The sequence below is a fragment of the Lelliottia sp. WB101 genome (assembly GCF_003051885.1).
Lineage (GTDB): Bacteria > Pseudomonadota > Gammaproteobacteria > Enterobacterales > Enterobacteriaceae > Enterobacter > Enterobacter nimipressuralis.
This window is the reverse complement of record NZ_CP028520.1, coordinates 1,386,394-1,404,232: the sequence shown is the minus strand read 5'-3', so window position 1 is coordinate 1,404,232 and position 17,839 is coordinate 1,386,394. Positions and strand designations below refer to the sequence as shown.

23 protein-coding genes are annotated in these 17,839 nt (G+C 52.7%); 4 read left to right on the top strand and 19 right to left on the bottom strand.

The genetic code is table 11. The features are described 5' to 3' along the window. Positions 1–14 precede the first annotated feature (14 nt). From rplW to rpsJ, 4 genes are read right to left on the bottom strand one after another with little or no spacing between them, the layout of a single operon-like run. Positions 15–317: a 50S ribosomal protein L23 gene (rplW, locus tag DAI21_RS06580; protein WP_004868363.1), complete on the bottom strand. Its 303-nt coding sequence runs from the start codon at positions 315–317 to the stop codon at positions 15–17. Further along, positions 314–919, bottom strand: a complete 606-nt coding sequence (gene rplD, locus DAI21_RS06575; RefSeq protein WP_015960716.1) for a 50S ribosomal protein L4 — start codon at positions 917–919, stop codon at positions 314–316. The genes rplW and rplD overlap by 4 nt, the downstream gene beginning before the upstream one ends. Before the next feature lie 10 nt (positions 920–929). Next, positions 930–1,559, bottom strand: a complete 630-nt coding sequence (gene rplC / locus DAI21_RS06570) for a 50S ribosomal protein L3 (RefSeq protein ID WP_016538466.1) — start codon at positions 1,557–1,559, stop codon at positions 930–932. Positions 1,560–1,591: 32 nt separating this feature from the next. Continuing rightward, positions 1,592–1,903 (bottom strand): 30S ribosomal protein S10, encoded by a 312-nt coding sequence (gene rpsJ, locus DAI21_RS06565; protein ID WP_001181005.1) that lies wholly within the window; start codon positions 1,901–1,903, stop codon positions 1,592–1,594. A 385-nt stretch (positions 1,904–2,288) separates the two neighbouring features. On the opposite strand from rpsJ, the gene DAI21_RS06560 reads away from it, so the two are divergent. Beyond that, positions 2,289–2,762, top strand: a complete 474-nt coding sequence (locus DAI21_RS06560; RefSeq protein ID WP_107702732.1) for an A24 family peptidase — start codon at positions 2,289–2,291, stop codon at positions 2,760–2,762. On the opposite strand, the gene bfr is transcribed toward DAI21_RS06560, so the two are convergent. From bfr to fkpA, 11 genes are all read right to left on the bottom strand, one after another. Next, on the bottom strand, positions 2,746–3,222 hold the full coding sequence (gene bfr, locus DAI21_RS06555) for a bacterioferritin (protein ID WP_095283671.1): 477 nt from the start codon (positions 3,220–3,222) through the stop codon (positions 2,746–2,748). The two genes, DAI21_RS06560 and bfr, sit on opposite strands and share 17 nt — an antisense overlap. Before the next feature lie 72 nt (positions 3,223–3,294). Next, a complete protein-coding gene (gene bfd, locus DAI21_RS06550; RefSeq protein WP_015960719.1) occupies positions 3,295–3,489 on the bottom strand; it encodes a bacterioferritin-associated ferredoxin in 195 nt (64 codons plus the stop codon). Positions 3,490–3,674: 185 nt separating this feature from the next. Continuing rightward, positions 3,675–4,859 (bottom strand): elongation factor Tu, encoded by a 1,185-nt coding sequence (gene tuf, locus DAI21_RS06540; RefSeq protein WP_100778647.1) that lies wholly within the window; start codon positions 4,857–4,859, stop codon positions 3,675–3,677. A gap of 68 nt (positions 4,860–4,927) precedes the next feature. Further along, positions 4,928–7,042, bottom strand: a complete 2,115-nt coding sequence (fusA, locus tag DAI21_RS06535) for an elongation factor G (RefSeq protein WP_100778646.1) — start codon at positions 7,040–7,042, stop codon at positions 4,928–4,930. A 95-nt stretch (positions 7,043–7,137) separates the two neighbouring features. Next, the gene (gene rpsG, locus DAI21_RS06530; protein ID WP_004106370.1) at positions 7,138–7,608 is read right to left on the bottom strand and encodes a 30S ribosomal protein S7; all 471 of its coding nucleotides are present in this window, start codon (positions 7,606–7,608) and stop codon (positions 7,138–7,140) included. Positions 7,609–7,704: 96 nt separating this feature from the next. Next, complete coding sequence (gene rpsL, locus DAI21_RS06525) at positions 7,705–8,079, bottom strand: 30S ribosomal protein S12 (RefSeq protein WP_000246815.1); 375 nt, start codon at positions 8,077–8,079, stop codon at positions 7,705–7,707. A 123-nt stretch (positions 8,080–8,202) separates the two neighbouring features. Further along, positions 8,203–8,490 (bottom strand): sulfurtransferase complex subunit TusB, encoded by a 288-nt coding sequence (gene tusB / locus DAI21_RS06520; RefSeq protein ID WP_107702731.1) that lies wholly within the window; start codon positions 8,488–8,490, stop codon positions 8,203–8,205. Positions 8,491–8,497: 7 nt separating this feature from the next. Further along, entirely contained in the window at positions 8,498–8,857 is a 360-nt protein-coding gene (tusC, locus tag DAI21_RS06515; RefSeq protein WP_107702730.1) for a sulfurtransferase complex subunit TusC, read from the bottom strand. After that, positions 8,857–9,243: a sulfurtransferase complex subunit TusD gene (gene tusD, locus DAI21_RS06510; RefSeq protein ID WP_107702729.1), complete on the bottom strand. Its 387-nt coding sequence runs from the start codon at positions 9,241–9,243 to the stop codon at positions 8,857–8,859. The genes tusC and tusD overlap by 1 nt, the downstream gene beginning before the upstream one ends. Then, positions 9,243–9,965, bottom strand: coding sequence for a transcriptional regulator (locus DAI21_RS06505; protein ID WP_100778642.1), 723 nt, complete (start codon positions 9,963–9,965; stop codon positions 9,243–9,245). The genes tusD and DAI21_RS06505 overlap by 1 nt, the downstream gene beginning before the upstream one ends. Before the next feature lie 164 nt (positions 9,966–10,129). After that, positions 10,130–10,951: an FKBP-type peptidyl-prolyl cis-trans isomerase gene (gene fkpA / locus DAI21_RS06500; protein ID WP_095283677.1), complete on the bottom strand. Its 822-nt coding sequence runs from the start codon at positions 10,949–10,951 to the stop codon at positions 10,130–10,132. A gap of 236 nt (positions 10,952–11,187) precedes the next feature. Between fkpA and DAI21_RS06495 the strand changes: the two genes are divergently transcribed. Continuing rightward, complete coding sequence (locus DAI21_RS06495; RefSeq protein ID WP_100778641.1) at positions 11,188–11,406, top strand: protein SlyX; 219 nt, start codon at positions 11,188–11,190, stop codon at positions 11,404–11,406. Positions 11,407–11,583: 177 nt separating this feature from the next. On the opposite strand, the gene slyD is transcribed toward DAI21_RS06495, so the two are convergent. The 4 genes from slyD to kefG form a co-directional block, all read right to left on the bottom strand. Further along, positions 11,584–12,171, bottom strand: a complete 588-nt coding sequence (slyD, locus tag DAI21_RS06490) for a peptidylprolyl isomerase (RefSeq protein ID WP_095283679.1) — start codon at positions 12,169–12,171, stop codon at positions 11,584–11,586. 94 nt (positions 12,172–12,265) lie between these two features. Then, positions 12,266–12,466: a YheV family putative zinc ribbon protein gene (locus tag DAI21_RS06485; protein WP_100778640.1), complete on the bottom strand. Its 201-nt coding sequence runs from the start codon at positions 12,464–12,466 to the stop codon at positions 12,266–12,268. A gap of 10 nt (positions 12,467–12,476) precedes the next feature. After that, entirely contained in the window at positions 12,477–14,282 is a 1,806-nt protein-coding gene (kefB, locus tag DAI21_RS06480; protein ID WP_107702728.1) for a glutathione-regulated potassium-efflux system protein KefB, read from the bottom strand. Then, a complete protein-coding gene (gene kefG / locus DAI21_RS06475) occupies positions 14,282–14,836 on the bottom strand; it encodes a glutathione-regulated potassium-efflux system ancillary protein KefG (RefSeq protein WP_100778638.1) in 555 nt (184 codons plus the stop codon). Before kefG ends, kefB begins: the two co-directional genes overlap by 1 nt. 121 nt (positions 14,837–14,957) lie before the next feature. Here kefG and DAI21_RS06470 point away from each other — a divergent pair, with 121 nt between their 5' ends. After that, entirely contained in the window at positions 14,958–16,862 is a 1,905-nt protein-coding gene (locus tag DAI21_RS06470; RefSeq protein WP_100778637.1) for an ABC transporter ATP-binding protein, read from the top strand. A 15-nt stretch (positions 16,863–16,877) separates the two neighbouring features. After that, positions 16,878–17,810, top strand: coding sequence for a LysR family transcriptional regulator (locus DAI21_RS06465; RefSeq protein WP_100778636.1), 933 nt, complete (start codon positions 16,878–16,880; stop codon positions 17,808–17,810). Positions 17,811–17,839: the final 29 nt, after the last annotated feature.

The window sequence follows — 17,839 nt, the reverse complement described above, 5'->3', positions numbered from 1 at the left end:
ATTACTCCTCCGACTTACTCAGCGCCGCCGACGAAGTCCAGATTCTGGCCTTCCTTCAGGGTGACGTAAGCTTTTTTCCAGTCGCTACGACGACCGATACGCTGTCCGTGACGTTTAACTTTCCCTTTAACGACCAGGGTGTTAACGACTTCGACTTCGACTTCAAACAGTTTCTGCACAGCAGCTTTGATTTCTGCTTTGGTCGCGTCTTTAGCAACTTTGAGAACGATGGTATTTGTTTTTTCCATCGCAGCAGACGCTTTTTCAGAAACGTGCGGTGCACGAAGCACCTTCAGCAGACGTTCTTCACGAATCATGCCAGCATCTCCTCAACTTGCTTAACAGCATCAGCAGTCATTACGACTTTGTCGAAGGCGATCAGGCTAACCGGGTCGATACCAGTTGCATCGCGTACGTCAACCTTGTGCAGGTTGCGCGCAGCCAGGAACAGGTTTTCGTCCAGCTCACCGGTGATGATCAGCACATCTTCCAGAGCCATGTCTTTCAGTTTCTGTGCCAGCAGCTTAGTTTTAGGCGCTTCTACAGAGAACGTCTCGACAACGATCAGACGATCCTGACGTACCAGTTCGGACAGAATGCTTTTCAGCGCGCCGCGGTACATCTTTTTGTTTACTTTTTGACTGTGGTCCTGCGGGCGAGCAGCGAAGGTCACGCCACCGGAACGCCAGATCGGGCTCTTGATAGAACCTGAACGCGCACGGCCGGTACCTTTCTGGCGCCACGGCTTTTTGCCGGAACCAGTTACTTCAGCACGAGTCTTCTGAGCACGAGTACCCTGACGAGCACCAGCTGCATAAGCAACTACAACCTGGTGAACCAGCGCTTCGTTGAAATCACGACCGAAGGTAGTTTCGGAAACAGTCAGCGCGCTCTGCGCGTCTTTCAATACTAATTCCATTGCTATCCCCTTACGCCTTCACAGCTGGTTTAACGATCAGGTCGCTACCGGTTGCACCGGGAACAGCACCTTTAACCAGCAGCAGGTTGCGCTCAGCGTCAACACGTACTACGTCCAGGCTCTGAACAGTTACACGTTCGTTACCCAGCTGACCTGCCATTTTCTTGCCTTTAAACACTTTGCCCGGAGTCTGGTTCTGACCGATAGAACCCGGAACGCGGTGAGACAAGGAGTTACCGTGGGTAGCGTCCTGGGTACGGAAGTTCCAGCGCTTAACGGTACCAGCAAAACCTTTACCTTTAGAGGTACCGGTTACGTCAACTTTTTTAACTTCAGCAAACAGCTCAACGCTAATGTCCTGACCTACGGTGAACTCTTCGCCTTCAGCAAGACGGAATTCCCACAGACCACGGCCAGCTTCAACGCCAGCTTTAGCGAAGTGACCAGCCTCCGGCTTGGTTACACGGTTAGCTTTTTTAGCACCGGTAGTAACCTGAACAGCACGGTAGCCATCGTTAGCCAGGTCTTTAACCTGAGTAACGCGGTTTGCTTCAACTTCGATTACGGTTACTGGGATAGAAACGCCATCTTCAGTGAAGATGCGGGTCATACCCACTTTTTTACCGACTAAACCAATCATTGTTTCAACCTCTCAATCGCTCGATGACCTGATTAACCCAGGCTGATCTGCACGTCTACACCGGCAGCCAGATCCAGACGCATCAGAGCATCAACGGTTTTCTCAGTTGGCTCAACGATGTCAACCAGACGCTTATGAGTACGAATTTCGTACTGATCACGCGCATCTTTGTTAACGTGCGGAGAGATCAGAACGGTAAAACGCTCTTTGCGGGTCGGCAGCGGGATCGGACCACGGACTTGCGCACCAGTGCGCTTAGCAGTCTCGACGATTTCCGCGGTTGATTGATCGATAAGACGATGATCAAACGCTTTCAGGCGGATACGGATTCTTTGGTTCTGCATGAGACCAGAGCTCCAATTATTTTATAAACGAAAATGATTACTACTCAAACCCATTACGATTGATGGGAGAGTGTAACCGTTCTTACGTAGCCCCCAATTGGGAGCATTGTTGAGTAACGAAAAACAGTGTTACTCAGGTTCAGATTGAACCAGCTGTCAATTACGACAAGCCCGCGCATTATACGTAAATCTGACCACAACGCAAGTGCAGTTTATAAAACAGACTCTCGTGGTGGGTTTTGCGTAGCCGCTCGACATCGGGTTGCAACGCGTGTCGAGCTAGCGTGATTCGCTGGAAGGCTTCACGCAAAGACAACTTTTGCTGTTTGCCCTGCAATAACGCCCGGAAGAGGATAGCGCTGCGATCCTTTCTGAGGCTTAAACCATGCTAACCGCCCTTCCCTTTCTGATGCTCTATGCAGTCTTGACCTGTCTTCTGGTGCGCGAAGATATCCGCTCAGGCCTTTTACCCGACAAATACCTTTGTCCATTACTTTGGACAGGCCTTCTTTTCCATCTCATGATCCATCCTGATTTTCTCGCCAGCGCCGTAATGGGTGCGATGGCGGGATACATCGGCTTTGCCTGTATTTATTGGGGTTATCGTATGGTGTTTAAACGAGAAGGGCTAGGATATGGAGATGTGAAGTATCTTGCTGCGTTAGGCGCCTGGCACGGCTGGTGCGTTCTTCCGGCGATGGCCTTGTCTGCTGCAATTCTGGCAATAAGCTTTGTGCTGATTCAGATGGTCATGAAACCGGGACAACAGATACATAAAAACCCACTACCGTTTGGCCCATTTCTGGCGGCAGCAGGTTTAGTGTCGGGTTGGCAGAGCTTACTTAATCTGCCACTTTAATCTGAGATTGCAGGTAGTTTTGCAGACCAATTTTTCCGATGAGGTCCAGCTCAGTTTCCAGCCAGTCGATATGGCCCTCTTCGTCAGCCAGAATGGTGATCATCATGTCACGGCTGACGTAATCATGAACGCTGTCAGCGTAGGCAATGGCTTCACGAAGATCCTTCGCCCCTTCAAGTTCAAGACGGAGATCGGATTGCAGCATTTCTTCTACATCTTCACCAATACCCAGCTTCCCGAGATCCTGCAAATTCGGGATACCTTCGAGAAATAAAATACGCTCGATGTATTTATCGGCATGTTTCATCTCATCGATGGATTCATGGTATTCGACATCATTGAGGCGCGTCAGGCCCCAATTTTTGAACATTCTCGCATGGAGAAAATACTGATTGATTGCGACAAGCTCATTTCCCAATAATTTATTGAGATAACTTATGATTTTAACATCACCTTTCATTATATAGTCCCTCCGCTTCCACTTATTGAAGCGTAGATGGGGCTACAGGGATGTCAAAAAAAAGATAGAGCCTCAGGCGATCTCTTTGTATTCCGGGATCTGCGTCAATTCGTCCTGCATTATCTCGCGTGCCGCGCGAACGCACTTACCGCATTGATTTCCTACTGGAACAAATTTTCGAAGCTGCTGGAAAGACTGAGGGTGAAACTGGCGAACGGCCTGACGTATTTTTTTGTCACTCACACCATTACACAAACAAACGTACATAAAAACTCCCGCTCAATTTATGATCAAAGTGTAAGTGAGAATAATTATGATTACAATAGCACATCCGTTCCTGGACGCGCCGGCAGCTAACAAAAAATGCGAATAATTGTGACGGGCAATGAATTCAGGACACAAAAAAGGGCGCCGAAGCGCCCTTTTTTTATTCAACACTAATTAACGAGTAATTAGCCCAGAACTTTAGCAACAACGCCCGCACCAACAGTACGGCCGCCTTCACGGATTGCGAAACGCAGACCGTCATCCATCGCGATTGGGTGGATCAAGGTAACAACCATTTTGATGTTGTCGCCTGGCATTACCATCTCTACGCCTTCTGGCAGTTCGATGGTACCGGTCACGTCAGTTGTACGGAAGTAGAACTGTGGACGGTAGCCTTTGAAGAACGGAGTATGACGGCCGCCTTCATCTTTGGACAGGATGTAAACTTCAGATTCGAACTTGGTGTGCGGCTTGATAGAGCCTGGCTTAGCCAGTACCTGACCACGTTCGATTTCTTCACGTTTGATACCACGCAGCAGAACACCAACGTTCTCACCAGCACGGCCTTCGTCCAGCAGTTTGCGGAACATTTCAACGCCAGTACAGGTAGACTTAGCAGTCTCTTTGATACCAACGATTTCAACTTCTTCGCCAACTTTAACGATACCGCGCTCTACACGACCGGTAACAACAGTACCACGGCCGGAGATGGAGAATACGTCTTCGATAGGCAGCAGGAACGGCTTGTCAATCGCACGCTCTGGTTCTGGGATGTAAGAATCCAGGAAGCCAGCCAGCTCAACGATTTTAGCTTCCCACTCTGCTTCGCCTTCCAGCGCTTTCAGAGCAGAACCACGGATGATTGGAGTATCATCACCTGGGAAGTCGTACTGGGACAGAAGTTCACGAACTTCCATTTCAACCAGTTCCAGCAGCTCTTCGTCATCAACCATGTCGCATTTGTTCAGGAACACGATGATGAAAGGAACGCCAACCTGACGACCCAGCAGGATGTGCTCACGAGTCTGAGGCATAGGGCCGTCAGTCGCAGCAACAACCAGGATTGCGCCATCCATCTGAGCAGCACCGGTGATCATGTTTTTAACATAGTCGGCGTGGCCCGGGCAGTCTACGTGTGCGTAGTGGCGAGTCGGGGTGTCATATTCAACGTGGGAAGTGTTGATGGTGATACCACGAGCTTTTTCTTCTGGTGCGTTATCGATCTGATCGAATGCACGAGCAGAACCACCGTAGGTTTTAGCCAGAACGGTAGTGATTGCAGCAGTCAGGGTAGTTTTACCATGGTCAACGTGGCCGATAGTACCAACGTTGACGTGCGGTTTTGTACGTTCAAATTTTTCTTTAGACACGGCTATATTCCTTACTATAGTGCCCCCTCACCGAGGGGACACGGGATTTTGGTTTTTAAACCTGAGGCTTATTTGCCACGGGCTTCGATTACGGCCTGAGCAACGTTGTTCGGCGCATCATCATACTTCAGGAATTCCATGGAGTAAGATGCACGACCTTTAGTCAGAGAACGCAGCTGAGTTGCGTACCCGAACATTTCTGACAACGGAACTTCAGCATGAATCTGAACGCCAGTAGCGTTAGATTCCTGACCTTTCAGCTGACCACGACGACGGCTAAGGTCACCGATAACGTCACCGGTGTTCTCTTCCGGAGTCTCTACTTCAACCTTCATGATAGGCTCAAGCAGAACTGGTTTCGCTTTCTTAAAGCCATCTTTGAAGGCGATAGAAGCGGCCAGTTTAAACGCCAGTTCAGAGGAGTCAACGTCATGGTAAGAACCGAAGTGCAGACGCACGCCGAGATCTACTACCGGGTAACCTGCCAGAGGGCCAGACTTCAGCTGCTCCTGGATACCTTTATCAACGGCAGGGATGTATTCGCCAGGAATTACACCACCTTTGATGTCGTTGATGAACTCGTAACCTTTCGGATTTGAGCCCGGCTCCAGTGGGTACATGTCGATAACAACATGACCGTACTGACCACGACCACCAGACTGCTTAGCGTGTTTACCTTCAACATCGGTAACTTTCGCACGAATCGCTTCGCGGTAAGCAACCTGAGGTTTACCCACGTTAGCTTCAACGTTGAATTCACGCTTCATACGGTCAACGATGATGTCGAGGTGCAGTTCACCCATACCAGCGATGATGGTCTGGTTAGATTCTTCATCAGTCCATACGCGGAATGATGGGTCTTCTTTAGCCAGACGGCCCAGAGCCAGACCCATTTTTTCCTGGTCAGCTTTGGTTTTTGGTTCAACGGCGATAGAGATTACTGGCTCAGGGAACTCCATACGCTCCAGAATGATCGGGTGATCTGGGTTACACAGGGTGTCACCAGTAGTCACGTCTTTCAGACCGATAGCCGCAGCGATGTCGCCTGCGCGAACTTCTTTGATCTCTTCACGTTTGTTCGCGTGCATCTGTACGATACGACCGAAACGTTCACGTGCAGCTTTCACGGAGTTCAGGATGGTGTCACCGGAGTTAACCACGCCAGAGTACACGCGGAAGAACGTCAGGTTACCCACGAACGGGTCGGTAGCGATTTTGAACGCCAGTGCAGCAAACGGCTCGTCATCACTTGCGTGACGTTCAGCCGGAGTGTCTTTACCGTCGTCCAGGATACCGTTGATCGCAGGAACATCTACTGGAGATGGCAGGTAATCAATTACCGCATCCAGCATTGCCTGAACACCTTTGTTCTTGAACGCAGAACCACAGGTTACCAGGATGATTTCGTTGTTCAGAACGCGCTGACGCAGAGCTTTCTTGATCTCTTCTTCAGTCAGTTCTTCACCACCCAGGTATTTCTCCATCAGCTCTTCTGAAGCTTCAGCAGCGGACTCGATCAGGTTCTGGTGCCATTCGTCGGCCAGGTCCTGCATGTCTGCTGGAATATCTTCATAAACGAAGGTGACGCCTGCATCTTCTTCGTTCCAGTTGATGGCTTTCATTTTCACCAGGTCAACAACACCGGTGAAACCTTCTTCAGCACCAATTGCCAGCTGAAGCGGAACCGGAGTCGCGCCCAGACGGGTTTTGATCTGACCAACAACTTTCAGGAAGTTAGCACCCATACGGTCCATTTTGTTAACGAACGCGATGCGTGGAACTTTGTATTTATTAGCCTGACGCCATACGGTTTCAGACTGTGGCTGAACACCACCAACTGCGCAGTAAACCATTACTGCACCATCAAGAACACGCATGGAACGTTCAACTTCGATGGTGAAGTCAACGTGCCCCGGGGTGTCGATGATGTTTACGCGATGCGGTTCATACTGCTTAGCCATACCTGACCAGAATGCAGTAGTCGCTGCGGAGGTGATGGTAATACCACGCTCCTGCTCCTGTTCCATCCAGTCCATGGTAGCTGCGCCGTCATGAACTTCACCGATTTTATGGTTTACACCGGTGTAGAACAGAATACGTTCGGTAGTAGTGGTTTTACCGGCGTCGATGTGCGCACTGATACCGATGTTACGGTAGCGTGCGATGGGTGTTGTACGAGCCATTTGATTCCTCGTTTGATTCTTTGGCGTTCAGTTAAGTAACCCAGAGCGGGCGGCTTCTCTGAAGCGCCCGCCTGGTGACTATGACTCCGAAGGGATTACCAACGGTAGTGTGCGAACGCCTTGTTGGCTTCTGCCATACGGTGAACGTCTTCACGTTTCTTAACTGCAGTACCTTTGTTGTCTGCAGCATCAGAAAGTTCGTTCGCCAGACGCAGAGCCATGGATTTATCACCGCGTTTACGAGCAGCTTCAACGATCCAACGCATTGCCAGAGCATTACGACGAACCGGACGAACTTCAACTGGAACCTGATAAGTAGAACCACCAACGCGGCGGGACTTAACTTCTACGGTTGGGCGAACGTTGTCGAGAGCGACTTCGAAAGCTTCCAGTTCATTTTTACCAGAACGCTGAGCCAGGGTCTCCAGCGCGCTGTATACGATTGCTTCTGCAGTAGATTTTTTACCATCTACCATCAGGATATTTACAAATTTTGCCAGCAGTTCTGATCCGAACTTAGGATCTGGAAGGATTTTACGCTGACCAATGACGCGACGACGTGGCATGGGAATACTCCGTTGTTAATTCAGGATTGTCCAAAACTCAAAGAGTTTAGTTTGACATTAAGATAAATCAGTTTGGCCTTACTTAACGGAGAACCATTAAGCCTTAGGACGCTTCACGCCATACTTGGAGCGAGCTTGCTTACGGTCTTTAACGCCGGAGCAGTCGAGCGCACCACGAACGGTGTGATAACGAACACCCGGAAGGTCTTTTACACGACCGCCACGGATCAGGATCACGGAGTGTTCCTGCAGGTTGTGACCTTCACCACCGATGTAGGAAGTCACTTCAAAACCGTTGGTCAAACGCACACGGCATACTTTACGCAGTGCGGAGTTTGGTTTCTTAGGAGTGGTGGTATATACACGAGTACATACGCCACGTTTCTGCGGGCAGGCTTCCAGCGCAGGCACGTTGCTTTTTGCAACTTTGCGAGCGCGTGGTTTGCGTACCAGCTGGTTAACTGTTGCCATTAAATAGCTCCTGGTTTTAGCTTTTGCTTCGTAAACACGTAATAAATCGCCTCATACAATATGAGGACGCGAAATTTTAGGGCCACGCCGAAAAGGTGTCAAGAAATATACAGCGATCTCACCTCACCAACTCATTTGAGTTGTGTGTTTCAACGAGAGATTGACGAAATCAGTATAGCTAACCACGTCGATTTTGGATGAAATTTGAGCAGTAAGGCCGCGTGCATCAATGTCTTCCTTTAGCGCAGAGACAGTAATGGGGGCATTATTGAGCATTTCAACAAAGCGGCTGCCTTCAATTGCAGCCAGCACGCCGTCCTGAATCAGCAGCAGGTCGTCGCCGTCGGCCAGCATTCTCAGCAACCCGTCGATATCGCACTGCCACGGAGAGTGGCTCAAGGTATGGAGCATGACGGCCTCAGAAAGTCAGAACAGTATGATATTGAGATAGTTGTTCGCGTAACACCTCGGGCGCGACGACGGTCACATCCAGAACCATAGCGGTGTTTTTATCCAGCCCGCGCTCTTTTAGCGATGCCGCACAGACCCAGAAAGTCTCGATGTCGTACAGGGGCAGAACTTTGAAGGTCGCAATATAGTCCCGCGCCAAAATCTGCTGAGGCTGTTGCCCGGCCAAAAGCTGGAGCACGCCATCACCGATAAAGAAGACACCGATATCGTCCGTCAGAGCCGAGGTCGCTAAAAGCGCATCAAGCCCTTCCCTGCCGGCTGCACTGCCGTGCGGGGCAGAAGTAAATACAAAGGCAACGCGGTTCATCAGAATTGTACCATCCGATCGCAGGTCAACGCCGCTTGAGCCAGCGCGCCTAAGCCACTGAGGGAAAAGCCGGGCTGGAGATTCGCCCCGGCAAGGCCAAGACGCTCGGCTTCTGCTTCATCCGTCACACCGCGACGCAACGCCGCCGCGACACAAATGTGCAGCTCGACGCCCTGTAACTCATTAAGTTTCTGCCAGCCACGCACCAGATCAAACTCATCCGACGCAGGCGAGGTCAACTGGTTAGCGTTGTAGACCCCTTCCCGGTAGAAAAAGACACTGCTCAGCTGATGCCCGGCAGCCAACAACGCCTCGGAAAATTGGAAAGCGCTACTGGCCTGCTGAGTACCGTAAGCCGGGCCTGTCACCATGATGGCAAAACGCATTACTTCTCTTGTCCCAGGAAATCACCGCTTTTGAACTGGCGGATGTAGAGATAAACCGTGTGCTTGGAAATGTTCAGGCGATCTGCCACCTGGTTAATCGCATCTTTAATATCGAAAATGCCTTTTTCATAGAGGTTCAGCACGATCTGACGGTTCTTAGCGTTGTTCGATACGTTGCGATCGGCATTGACCTCTTCGATGGTGAACTCCAGCGTCTGGGTGACGAGGTCTTCAACGGAAGACGCAAAGTTCACCGACGAGTTCACTTCCGGCGTTTCAGGCGGAATAAAGGTGCTCATGATTTGAGAGAACGGCACATCAAGGTTCATGTTGATACACAGCAGTCCGATTACGCGATGCTCGCGGTTACGGATGGCGATCGTTTCTGATTTCATCAGAACGCCGCTTTTGGCACGAGTGAAATAACATTTGGAGACGCTGCTGTCCGCGCCGGTCATGTCGTGCAGCATACGCAGTGCAAGGTCGGTAATTGGCGATCCAATTTTGCGGCCAGTGTGCTCACCATTAGCAATGCGGATGGCGGAACATTTCAGATCTTGCAGGGAGTGCAATACGATTTCGCAGTGGGAGCCAATGAGCATCGCTAACCCGTCCACCACCGCTTCGTAGGATTTGAGAATATCGAAGTCGGTCTGGTCGAAAGGACGTTGATCCAGCAAATCGAGTTCACTGGTTTCGTTGGTTAAAAGCGACCTGGACATGAAAAAAACACTCCTTTTCAGGAGCCTGTCATTAGGTTGTCAGGGCAGGCTCATATTTACACGGACAACTAAATTAATACAGCGTAGGTAACGCTTTCCAGTGTTAATTATATCTGCCCCACAATAAAAAAACCGCCGCCTTAAAGGCGGCGGTTTTCAGCGTTTTACTTCTTCGCTGCGTCTGCAGCTTTATCATCTGCTGCAGCATCTGGTTTGGCATCTGCCTTCGGTGCTGGTTTGATGTCCAGCAGCTCAACATTGAAGACCAGAGTGGAGTTAGCCGGAATACCCGGAACGCCCGTTTTGCCGTAAGCCAGATCCGGTGGGATTACCAGCTGAATTTTGCCGCCTTTCTTGATGTTTTTCAGGCCTTCGGTCCAGCCTGGGATAACACCGTCAAGACGGAAGGAGAGCGGTTCACCACGGGTATAAGAGTTATCGAACTCTTTACCGTCGATCAGGGTACCTTTGTAGTTCACAACTACGGTATCGCTGTCTTTAGGCGCATCGCCAGTACCGGCTTTCTCTACTTTGTACAGCAGACCAGTAGAAGAGGTTTTCACACCCTTCTCTTTAGCAAAAGTATCGCGGTAGGCTTTGCCTTTCGCTTCGTTGTCTTTTGCGTCTTGTTCCATCTTGCCCTGAGCAGCACCTTTCACGCGAGCTTCAAAAGCCTGCAGGGTCTGTTCGATTTCCTGGTCAGACAGTTTGCTCTTGTTTGCAAACGCATCCTGAACCCCGGCGATCAGCTGGTCTTTATCCAGTTTGATGCCCAGTTTCTCTTGCTCTTTGAGAGAGTTTTCCATGTAACGGCCCAGAGATGCGCCCAGCGCATAGGCTGATTTCTGGTCGTCATTTTTGAACGCAGCTTTACTGTCTGCGCTTGCAGCAGGCTTCGCAGCGGTATCAGCAGCGAAAGAGAGCGGCGCATTCAGTGCGACGGCCATTGTGGTCGCCAGCAGCGTTACTTTAAACAGTGATTTCATCCATTTCTCCAGGACCGGGGCCTCTCACCCCAGCGTTAAACGTATATGAGAAGCGTACTATAGAACGTTGAAGAAGAAATCTACAGACAGACTCTCCCTAAACTCGCTTCTTTTCAGACTATTTTTGTTTAAATAAGTTTCTTGCATTAAGGCAGGATGCTTTACAGAGGAGTAAACTCGGGTAAAATTCGCCGCCGCCAACGCCCCTGGCGTGCGAAATCACAGAGAGGTCAATCATGCAAAATACGACATTGGAAGCGCGGCTGGCCGAGCTGGAAAGCCGCCTGGCTTTTCAGGAAGTGACCATCGATGAGCTTAACCAGACGGTGACGGCTCACGAACTGGAAATGGCCAAACTGCGCGATCTTCTGCGCCTGCTTACGGAAAAAGTGAAAGCGACACAGTCGTCACACATCGCCTCACAGGCAGAAGAGACGCCCCCACCTCACTATTGAGGCATAAAAAAAGCGGGAATATTTCCCGCTTTTTTGTGCCTGCGACACCGCTAAATTACCCGGTCATACGCGTTGCAGAAAGGTGACTGGTTAGAACATCCCGAGAGCATAGAACACTCTACAACCGGGACTGGAAAACGCAGTCAACGCCTCTGCGGCTCGAAAGACGCCGGTGATTTAGTGGCAGCCGCAACCACCGTTGCCACCACAACCGCCTTTGCCGTGCTCATGACCGTGGTCATGATCGTGGCCGTGACCACCGCAGCAACCGTCATGGTCGTGATCGTGGTCGTGACCATTTGCACCGTGAACGTGGCCATGAGCCAGCTCTTCAGCAGTCGCTTCACGAATCGCGATAACTTCAACGTTGAATTTCAGGTTCTGGCCAGCCAGCATGTGGTTACCGTCAACCACAACGTGCTCGTCTTCAACTTCTGTGATTTCAACAGGTACTGGACCCTGGTCAGTTTCAGCCAGAAAACGCATGCCAACCTGCAGCTCGTCAACGCCCATGAACACGTCTTTAGGAACGCGCTGAACCAGATTATCGTCGTACTGACCGTAAGCGTCATTCGCGCCTACAGCAACATCAAATTTGTCGCCAACAACATGACCTTCCAGCGCGTTTTCCAGGCCGGAAATCAGGGAACCGTGACCATGCAGGTAGTCCAGCGGCGCACTCACCGGAGACTCATCAACCAACACACCGTCTTCTGTACGTACCTGATAGGCCAGGCTGACCACCAGGTCTTTTGCTACTTTCATGATATCTCCTGAGCGTGGGAAAATTGCTGGCGCAGATTGTAGCGGAAATCTGCACCCGTGTACCCTTTAGCTTAAAAAATCTGAGGGCATATCGCTAGTCCGGATGAAAAATGCCGATCACTTGCTCTTCTTTGCGAACATGCTCGCGAACCTCTTTGTCCGCCTCGCGCATCTGGTGCCCACACTTAACACACTCAACAATATCGATATTATTCTCGCGCCACATGGCCAGGGTATCTTGCGCCTGGCAGGACGGGCATTTTGCGCCTGCAATAAAACGTTTACGAACTGCCATACTTTTTCCCCTATTCAAATTCATCCCAGCCATCCAGCTGACGCCGTTCCTTCTGCATCTCACGCTGGAAGATCTCTTCCAGCTCACGGCGAGCTTCCCGCACGCGGGAGATTTGCGCCGTATCGCTATGGACGGGCATTAACTCGCGCAGCATACGCATATCAAGCCTGCGGAAATGCAGCTGGGCGCGCAGCGCCTGGTGCGGATGCATCCCCAGCGAAACCAGCGTCTTACGGCCTAGCTCAAGGGCGCTGGAAAACGTCTCACGCGAGAAGTTTTTCACCCCCGCCTGCAACAGCTCATGGGCTTCAACGCGCCCTCTGGCGCGCGCCAGAATATGCAGATGCGGGAAATGCTGCTGACACAGCTCCACCAGCTTCATCGTATCTTCTGGTTCATTACAGGTGATGACGATAGACTCTGCGGCCTCGGCACCTGCTGAACGCAGCAGCTCAAGCTGCGTCGCATCGCCGTAATAGACTTTATAACCGTATTTGCGCATCAGATTTACTGCGCTGATATCACGCTCCAGCACCGTAATGCGCATCTCATTGGCCATCAGCAAGCGGCCAATCACCTGCCCAAAACGGCCAAACCCCACCACAATCACCTGTGGTTTATCGTCTTCCACCCACGGTGTTTCCGCTTCGTCTTCCGGCGGATTAAAGCGGCGCGACAGGGATTTATCAATCAGCTTCATCAGCAGCGGCGTGGTCATCATCGACAGAGTGACCGTCACCAACAGCAGCGCCATCTGATCATCCTGAAATAAACGCTGGGACGATGCTGTGGAGAAGAGCACAAATGCGAACTCTCCCCCCTGACTTAGCACGCCCGCGAACTGCATGCGCTCAGAACTTCTGAGACCGTAAATCCGCGCCAGTGCATAAAGCACGCCGGTTTTCACCGCCACCAGCACCGCGACGCTGATCACCACCCACAGCAGATGGGTGTACAACACGCCAAGGTTGAGCGCCATGCCTACAGAGATAAAGAACAGCCCTAACAGCAGCCCCTTAAAGGGATCGATGGCAATCTCCAGCTCGTGACGATATTCACTCTCTGCCAGCAGGACGCCCGCTATAAATGTCCCCAGCGCCATCGACAGCCCCAGCGCATCCATAAACAGCGCGGAACCCAACACCAGCAGCAGCGTCGCCGCGGTAAACACTTCCCGCACGCCGGACGCCGCAATAAAGCGAAACACCGGACGCAGCAGGTAACGCCCGCCAATCAGCATGCCTGCAAACGCCAGCACCTTCATGCCAACTTTCATCCAGTCGAAATGATCGTCGCCAGATCCTGCGAGCAGCGGCACTAGCGCTAACGCGGGGATCACCGCTAAATCCTGAAACAGCAAAACGGAAAAACCGAGCTGTCCCGACTCGTTGCGATTCATCCCCTTATCGCGCATCAGCTGCAGCGCCATCGCCGTCGAAGACATCGCCAGACCAATCCCGCCGATCACCGCTGCCTGCCACTTGAACTCGGTCAACATCAGCAATCCAGCGAGGATCACCGCGCTGAACAGCACCTGTGCGGCGCCAACGCCAAAAATCGAGCGCCGCAGGTGCCAGAGCTTCGCCGGATTCAGCTCCAGCCCAATGATAAACATCAGGAAGACCACACCCAGCTCGGAGAAGTGGAGGATTTCATCCACGTCGCTAATAAACCCGAGCCCCCACGGGCCAATCGCGATACCTGCCAGCAGATAGCCCAGCACCGCGCCGATACCCAGCCGGGAGGCCAGCGGCACGGCCACAACCGCCGCGAAGAGGAACAACACGCCTGCCAGTAACAGATCAGAACCTTCCATCAGCGGCCTCCTGTCAGAATCGGTGAGGCCAGCCAGTCGCCATAGGCTTTGGCATGATTCGCCAGCTCTTTTGAGGGCTGGCGGCGCGCCCAATAGACCACAATCGGGCTCATCCACTGCATCCGGCACATGGCCGCCGTCAACTCAAAAGGGCGCAGAATATCGCTCATGGGATAGCGGTTTAGCCCGTCGTGACGATAAGCGCTCTCGGGTTCTCCGGTCGTGATGACACTCCGCCAGTACTTTCCCGCCAGCTGGTTTCCCCCTGGTCCACTGGAAAAGCCGCGGGTCAGCACCCGGTCCAGCCACTCTTTCAGCAACGCCGGACAGCTGTAGGTATAAAGCGGATGCTGGAACACAATCACGTCATGCTGACGCAACAGTTCCTGTTCGTGTGGGATATCAATAAAAAAATCAGGATAGTGCGCGTACAGGTCGTGCACCGTCACATTGCTGAGTTGTCGAGCCGGTTTGAGCAAAACCCGGTTAGCGACCGAGTCCTGTGATTCCGGATGGGCATACAGCAGCAGCACTTTTGCTGTCTGGGACATCATTCCCCTCCCGGGTCGTCATCATTGCCATTTTGGGCTAACATGGCACTCCCGCGTCAGGCGCGGTACAACATTTAACTCCATTATAATGACAACTTAACATAGTCGGAACACACGGCGCTCTATGATTGTTTTCTCCTCGTTACAAATTCGTCGCGGCGTACGCGTCCTGCTGGACAACGCTACAGCCACCATTAACCCTGGGCAAAAAGTCGGTCTGGTGGGCAAAAACGGCTGCGGCAAATCCACTCTGCTGTCGCTTCTGAAAAACGAGATGAGCGCCGATGCAGGGAGCTTCACCTATCCGGGAAACTGGCAGCTGGCCTGGGTTAACCAGGAAACCCCTGCCCTGAGCGTTCCGGCACTCGACTATGTCATTGATGGCGACCGCGAATACCGCAAGCTGGAAGCCGAGCTGAACGCCGCCAACGAGCGTAACGACGGCCACGCCATCGCCACCGTTCACGGCAAGCTCGATGCCATCGACGCCTGGACCATCCGCTCGCGCGCCTCCAGCCTGCTGCACGGTCTGGGCTTCAGCAACGAGCAGTTAGAGCGCCCGGTGAGCGATTTCTCCGGCGGCTGGCGTATGCGCCTGAACCTCGCGCAAGCGCTGGTCTGCCGCTCGGATCTGCTGCTCCTCGATGAACCGACCAACCACCTCGATCTCGATGCGGTGATCTGGCTGGAAAAATGGCTGAAAAGCTATCAGGGTACGCTGATCCTGATCTCCCACGACCGCGACTTCCTCGACCCGGTCGTCGATAAAATCATTCATATCGAACAGGAATCGATGTTCGAATATACGGGCAACTACAGTTCGTTCGAGCGCCAGCGCGCTACGCGCCTGTCACAGCAGCAGGCGATGTACGAAAGCCAGCAGCAGCGCGTTGCCCATCTGCAAAGCTTTGTTGATCGCTTTAAGGCCAAAGCCTCCAAAGCCAAACAGGCCCAGAGCCGCATCAAGATGCTCGAGCGCATGGAGATGATTGCCCCTGCGCACGTGGATAACCCGTTCCACTTTAGCTTCCGCGCCCCGGAAAGCCTGCCTAACCCGTTGCTGAAAATGGAGAAGGTCAGCGCCGGCTACGGCGAGCGCATTATTCTCGACTCCATCAAGCTCAACCTGGTGCCCGGTTCGCGCATCGGTCTGCTTGGGCGTAATGGCGCGGGTAAGTCCACACTGATTAAACTGCTGGCGGGCGAACTGAACCCGGTCAGCGGCGATATCGGGCTGGCGAAGGGCATCAAACTGGGCTACTTCGCCCAGCACCAGCTGGAATTTTTACGCGCAGACGAATCGCCAATTCAGCACATGGCGCGTCTGGCACCTCAGGAAATGGAGCAGAAGCTGCGCGACTACCTCGGCGGTTTCGGCTTCCAGGGCGATAAAGTCAGCGAGAACACCGAGCGCTTCTCCGGCGGGGAAAAAGCCCGTCTGGTGCTGGCGCTGATCGTCTGGCAGCGTCCGAACCTGCTGCTGCTCGATGAACCGACTAACCACCTGGATCTCGATATGCGTCAGGCGTTGACCGAAGCGCTGATCGAATTCGAAGGCGCCCTGGTTGTGGTTTCGCACGACAGGCACCTGATCCGCTCCACCACCGATGACCTCTATCTGGTGCACGATGGCAAAGTCGAACCGTTCGACGGCGATCTGGAAGATTATCAGCAGTGGCTAACGGACGTGCAGAAGCAGGAAAACCAGCCTGCCGATGACGCGAAAGATAACGCCAACAGCGCTCAGGCGCGTAAAGACCAGAAACGTCGCGAGGCAGAACTGCGCACGCAAACCCAGCCGCTGCGTAAAGAGATCGCGCGTCTGGAAAAAGAGATGGAAAAACTGCACGCCCAGTTGGCCACGGTGGAAGAGAAGCTCGGCGACAGCGGCCTGTACGATCAGGCGCGCAAAGCCGAGCTGACCGAGTGCCTGCAGGTACAGGCCAAAACTAAATCTGGCCTGGAAGAGTGCGAAATGGCGTGGCTCGACGCGCAGGAACAGCTGGAAGAGATGCTGCAAACCGATTAAGGGATCAGGAAGGTTATGACTATCGACATCACGAGCGACATCACATTTCGCAAACTGAGTATTTTCATGACCTTCATGGAAAAGGGCAATATCGCCCGCACCGCCGAGGCTCTGGGCCTGAGCGGTGTCAGCGTGCACCGCGCCCTGCATACCCTTGAAGAGAACGTTCGCTGCCCGCTGTTCACCCACAAAGGACGCAATCTGATTGCGTTGCCTTCCGCCTGGACACTGCTGGAGTACTGCCAGGAAGTGATGCAGGTAATGGAGCGCGGGCTGGAAGAGTCGCGCAAAATCGCCGGGATAGGACAGGGGCGCCTGCGCGTCGGTACGCTTTACTCCCTGACGATGGAAACCGTCCCACGGCTGATTATGGGGATGAAGCTGCGCCGTCCGGACCTGGAGATGGACCTGACGATGGGCTCTAACGACACCCTGCTCCATCTGCTCGATGAAGGCGCGCTGGACGCAATCCTGATTTCCATCTCCGAAAGCGATATCGACCGAAATACCCTCGAAGTACTGCCCCTGTTCCACGACGACATTTTTCTCGCCGCGCCCGCGTCGGCCAAACTCAACAGCAACGGCCTGGCCGATCTGCGCGATTACAAAGATCAGAAGTTCGTCTCGCTGGCGGAAGGGTTTGCCACCTATGCCGGTTTTCAGGACGCGTTCCAGATCGCCGGTTTTGAGCCGGAAATCGTCACCCGTGTGAATGATATCTTCTCGATGTTAAGTCTGGTGCAGGCGGGTGTGGGCTTTACGCTGATGCCCGGCAGGATGAAAAAGGTCTACGAGAACTCCGTGCAGTTGCTGAAGCTGGCGCAGCCGTACCAGATGCAACAGCTGATCGCGATTGTCTTTGCCCGCAACCGCGAACAAGACCCGAGCCTGCGGGCATTAGCTGCAGAGGGGCGAATGTACGCCCGCAGTTTGCAGGACGGTAGCTGATGCTTTGCCGGGTGTAACTCCGCGTTATC